The sequence below is a fragment of the Streptomyces sp. NPDC057654 genome, assembly GCF_042800135.1.
Classification (GTDB): Bacteria; Actinomycetota; Actinomycetes; order Streptomycetales; family Streptomycetaceae; genus Streptomyces.
In genome coordinates, this window is sequence record NZ_JBHVHQ010000743.1 from 1 (window position 1) to 4,344 (window position 4,344).

At 73.9% G+C, this 4,344-nt stretch carries 2 protein-coding genes, 1 pseudogene and 1 riboswitch; all 3 genes and pseudogenes read left to right on the plus strand.

Annotated elements, in window-relative coordinates; genetic code table 11:
* Positions 1 to 138: 138 nt before the first annotated feature.
* On the plus strand, positions 139 to 1,800 hold the full coding sequence (locus ACFU99_RS34875; RefSeq protein WP_384399971.1) for a DEAD/DEAH box helicase: 1,662 nt from the start codon (positions 139 to 141) through the stop codon (positions 1,798 to 1,800).
* A 409-nt stretch (positions 1,801 to 2,209) separates the two neighbouring features.
* On the plus strand, positions 2,210 to 3,424 hold the full coding sequence (locus tag ACFU99_RS34880; RefSeq protein WP_384399974.1) for a PP2C family protein-serine/threonine phosphatase: 1,215 nt from the start codon (positions 2,210 to 2,212) through the stop codon (positions 3,422 to 3,424).
* 270 nt (positions 3,425 to 3,694) lie between these two features.
* A riboswitch (cyclic di-AMP (ydaO/yuaA leader) is annotated at positions 3,695 to 3,850 on the plus strand.
* 11 nt (positions 3,851 to 3,861) lie between these two features.
* Positions 3,862 to 4,344: pseudogene (locus ACFU99_RS34885) on the plus strand (M23 family peptidase); the annotation flags it as partial.

Here is a 4,344-nt window from a genome sequence, read left to right on the forward strand (position 1 = left end):
GCTCCGTAGCCCCATCGCCGTTCCACCGCCCAGTTCCCCGCGCGCCCCGGCTTTTCCGCGCCCGTCCGCCCCGGTACGGGCTCGTGACGCGAAGTCGTTCCTGAGGCGTGCCACCCCATTGAGGGAAGGTCCTCTCGAATGACCCGCTCCGAACGCCCCACCCGCACGCCCCGCTCCCGACCTTCCGGCGGCCGCCCCTCCGGCGGTCGTCCGTCCGGCGGCCGTCCCTCCGGCAGCCGCCAGCCGAACCGGCGCCCGGCCGCGTCCGAGGGCGGCGAGTTCGCGATGCCCGTCAGCACCACCCCGGCGCTCCCGCCCGTGGAGACCTTCGCCGAGATGGACATGCCCGCCGGCCTGCTCGCCACGCTGGACCGGGAGGGCGTCACCGAGCCGTTCCCGATCCAGGCCGCCACGCTGCCCAACGCGCTGCACGGCCGGGACGTCCTGGGCCGCGGCCGTACGGGCTCCGGCAAGACCCTCGCCTTCGGGCTGGCGCTGCTGTCCCGCACCGCCGGCCGGCGCGCCGAGTCCAAGCGCCCGCTGGCGCTCGTGCTCGTCCCCACCCGCGAGCTCGCGCAGCAGGTCACGGACGCGCTCGCGCCGTACGCCACCGCCGTCAACCTGCGGCTGACCACGGTGGTCGGCGGCATGTCGATCGGCCGCCAGGCGAACAGTCTCGCGCGCGGCGCCGAGGTGCTGATCGCCACCCCCGGCCGCCTCGCGGACCTCATCCAGCGCGGCGACTGCGCGCTCGGCGACGTGGCCATCACGGTCCTCGACGAGGCCGACCAGATGGCCGACATGGGCTTCCTGCCGCAGGTCACCCGGCTCCTGGACCAGGTGCGGCCGGACGGCCAGCGGATGCTGTTCTCCGCGACGCTGGACCGCAACGTCGACCGGCTCGTACGCCGCTTCCTGAACGACCCCGTGACGCACTCCGTCGACGCCTCCGTCGGCGCGGTCTCCACCATGGAGCACCACCTGCTGCACGTCTCGGACGACGACAAGCGCGACGCCGTGACCCGGATCGCCGCCCGCGAGGGCCGCGTGATCATGTTCGTGGACACCAAGCGCGGCGCGGACCGGCTGGTCAAGCGGCTGCTGGCGAGCGGCGTACGGGCCGCGGCGCTGCACGGCGGCAAGAGCCAGCCGCAGCGCAACCGCACCCTGGACCAGTTCCGCACCGAGCAGGTCACGGCGCTCATCGCGACCAACGTCGCCGCCCGCGGCATCCACATCGACGGCCTCGACCTCGTCGTGAACGTGGACCCGCCCGTCGACCACAAGGACTATCTGCACCGCGGCGGCCGCACGGCGCGCGCGGGCGAGTCCGGCACCGTCGTCACGCTCGTCCTGCCGGAGCAGCGGCGCGAGATGAGCCGGATGATGGTCACGGCGAAGATCAGTCCGCAGGTCGCGAAGGTGGGCCCGGAGGACGCCGAGCTGGTGCGCATCACGGGGGCGCGCGTGCCCAGCGGCGTCCCGGTCGTCATCACGCCGCCGGCGCCGACGCAGCCCCAGGGCGGCAAGCCGAAGTCGCGGTCCTCGCGGTCCTCCCGGCCGGGTACGGGCTCCGGGGGCGGCGCCGGTGCGGGGTCGGGGTCCGGCTCCGGTTCCGGCGGCCGTGGCCGGGGCAGCCGCGGCGGTCGCGGCCGTACGTTCCAGGGCTCGGGATCGGGTACGGGGACGGGTGCGGGTTCCGGCGGCGGACGCGGCGGTAGCGGGCGCGGCGGCAGCGGCAGCGCCGGCGGCGGTAACGGCGGGTCGGGACGTGGGCGGGGACGGACTTCGGCGGCCTGACGGTCGGCGGCCTTCTTTCCCTCGTCCCCTCGTCCCCTCGTCCCCTCGTCTTTCTTCGCTGAAGTGAGGTGGGCGGGGCGCGCGGTGTGGTGGCGCGCTCGGCTCTCCTGACGCGTGCGCCGGTACGGGCCGCTCGCGCGCTCCCCATCGCACGCCCTGACCAGCGCGTACGCCCGTAACTCACCTCGATCCGCCGTCGACGGCCCCGTTTGGCGGGGGCGGGCGGCGGCCACCCGATTGGACGAGCAGCGGTCGCCGGGACCGGCGGCGGCCGGAAGCCTGGGAGAGGCGCCGCGCGGGACGGACCGGTCAGGAGAGAACGGTGGTGGGGAAGCGAGGCACCGGAGGCCGGGGGAGCCGGGGAAGCCGTGGGGGAAGCGGTCGGGAACGTCGGGGCACGCCTGCGGGAGTGTCCGGGCGCGCACCGACGCGGACGTCCGCGGACGGTCTCTCCCACCGTGCCGTGATCGCCAACCGCCTGGCGCTCTGGCTGCCCGCCGTGCTCATCGTCGGCGGTGTCCTCTTCGACGTGCTGACCCCGCCGAAGTACACCGGGGCCCCCTTCCTGTCGGCCGCCCCGCTGGTCGCGGCCCCGCTCTTCGGGCGGCGCGGCACGGCGGCCGTCGCGGTGGCGGCCGTGGCCGCCGCGGCGGGGACCAACGCGTACCACCGGGCGGTGAACTCCTTCGAGACCGCCACCAAGACCGCGACCGTCCTGACCGTCGCCATCCTCGCGCTCGGCATCAACCGCATCGTGCGCCGCAGCGACCAGCAGCTGGAGTCCGCGCGCGGCATCGCGGAGGCGGCCCAGCGCGCCGTGCTGCCGACGCCCCCGGCCCGTATCGGCGCGGAGCTGTGCGTCGCGGCGCGCTATGTGGCGGCGCAGGCGGACGCCCGTATCGGCGGCGACCTGTACGCGGTGCAGGACACCCCGCACGGCGTACGCGTCATCGTCGGCGACGTCCGGGGCAAGGGCCTGGAGGCGGTCGAGGCGGTCGCCGTGGTGATCGGCGCGTTCCGGGAGGCGGCGGAGCAGGAGGCGACCCTGGAGGCGCTCGCGACGCGGCTGGAGCGGGCGCTGAGGCGGGAGGGGGCGAGACGGGAGGGGCTGGACCAGTTCGAGGGGTTTACGACGGCCGTGCTGGCTGAGGTGGCGGTGACGGGGCCGGAGCCGGCAGCGGGGGCGGTGCCGGCTTCGGACGGCGCGGTGCTGCGCGTCGTGAACCGCGGCCATCCGCCGCCGCTGCTGCTGTACGCGGACGGCACGGCGGTGGAGGCGTCCCCCCAGGTGCCGGCGCTGCCGCTGGGCATGGGCGACCTGGGCGTATGGCCGGACCGTGTGGAGGTATGGGACTTCCCGGCGGGGACGACGCTGCTGCTGTTCACGGACGGCGTGACGGAGGCCAGGGACGAGCGGGGCGTCTTCTACGATCCGCGGGCCCGGCTGAACGGGCGGCTGTTCGACGGGCCGGACATGCTGCTGGAGGAGCTCGCGGCGGACGTCGCGCTGCATACGGGCGGAGGGACGTCGGACGATATGGCGCTGCTGGCGATCCGGCGGGGTGGGAACGGGAGCGGGGCCGGGGCGGCCGTCGGGGACGAGGACGGGGAACACGGTGCGTAGTGGATCTTGATCCCTGTGCATAACGACTGGTGCACGATCGCCGCCGAGGGGTTTCGTCCGGCGCGGCGACTCGACCGCTTTCGCCGACGCGTGTCCATAAAGTCCTCACCAAGGCCTGCGCGGATTACGGGCAACAGCTTGGTATCCGGGTCTCGCTTCTATTAACGTTCGATAACGCAGCGCGGTCGTCACAACCGCCGCAAGAGGCGGCACCGTGCGCCTTCGCCGAATCCCGCAGGCACCAGCAACACCGGCAACACCGTACGTACGTCAGCACCATCGGCAGCACCGGCAACACGAGGCACCAGGGAACCGGGGAACCACCAACCTTGGGGTGAGTCGGACGCCTTCGCGAGAAGGGGCCCGTAGGAGACCTTCCTGCTCCGAACCCGTCAGCTAACCCGGTAGGCGAGAAGGAAGGAAAGGAGTGCGCTCCCGTGGCGTCCAACAAGCCTGCCCTCGACGAGCCGATGTACGACGCGCAGTACGAGTACGAGTACGAGCCGACGCGTGCTCTGCCGTTCGAGCCCTCGTACGGACTTGCCTCCGGTATCGGGACCGTTGAGGCCGATCCGGTCCCTGACGCCGACGCCGACGCCGACACTGACGCCGACATCGCCGCGGACTTCGAAGCGGATCTGGAAGCGGATCCGGAAGAGGGCCCCGCGGGCCCGGTCCGCGGCAAGCACCGGGTCGGCAAGCAGCGCGGCGGCACGATGGCCCGTAGCGGGGCGGTGCTCGGCGTCGGCGTCATCGCGGCGGTCGGCGCGGGCGGCATGGCGAGCGCCCAGGACCGCCCGGCGCCGCCGATATCCGTGCCCGACCTGGCGCATCTGGCCGATCAGATGGGCGAGTTGCCGGGGAAGCTGCCGGGCATCGGCTCGCTCGTAGCGGATGACTCCGCTCCGGAGACGGCAGAG

Excerpts from the sequence above, each read along its gene's own strand:
- ACFU99_RS34875 (WP_384399971.1), top strand. The coding sequence starts at position 139 with ATGACCCGCTCCGAACGCCCCACCCGCACGCCCCGCTCCCGACCTTCC.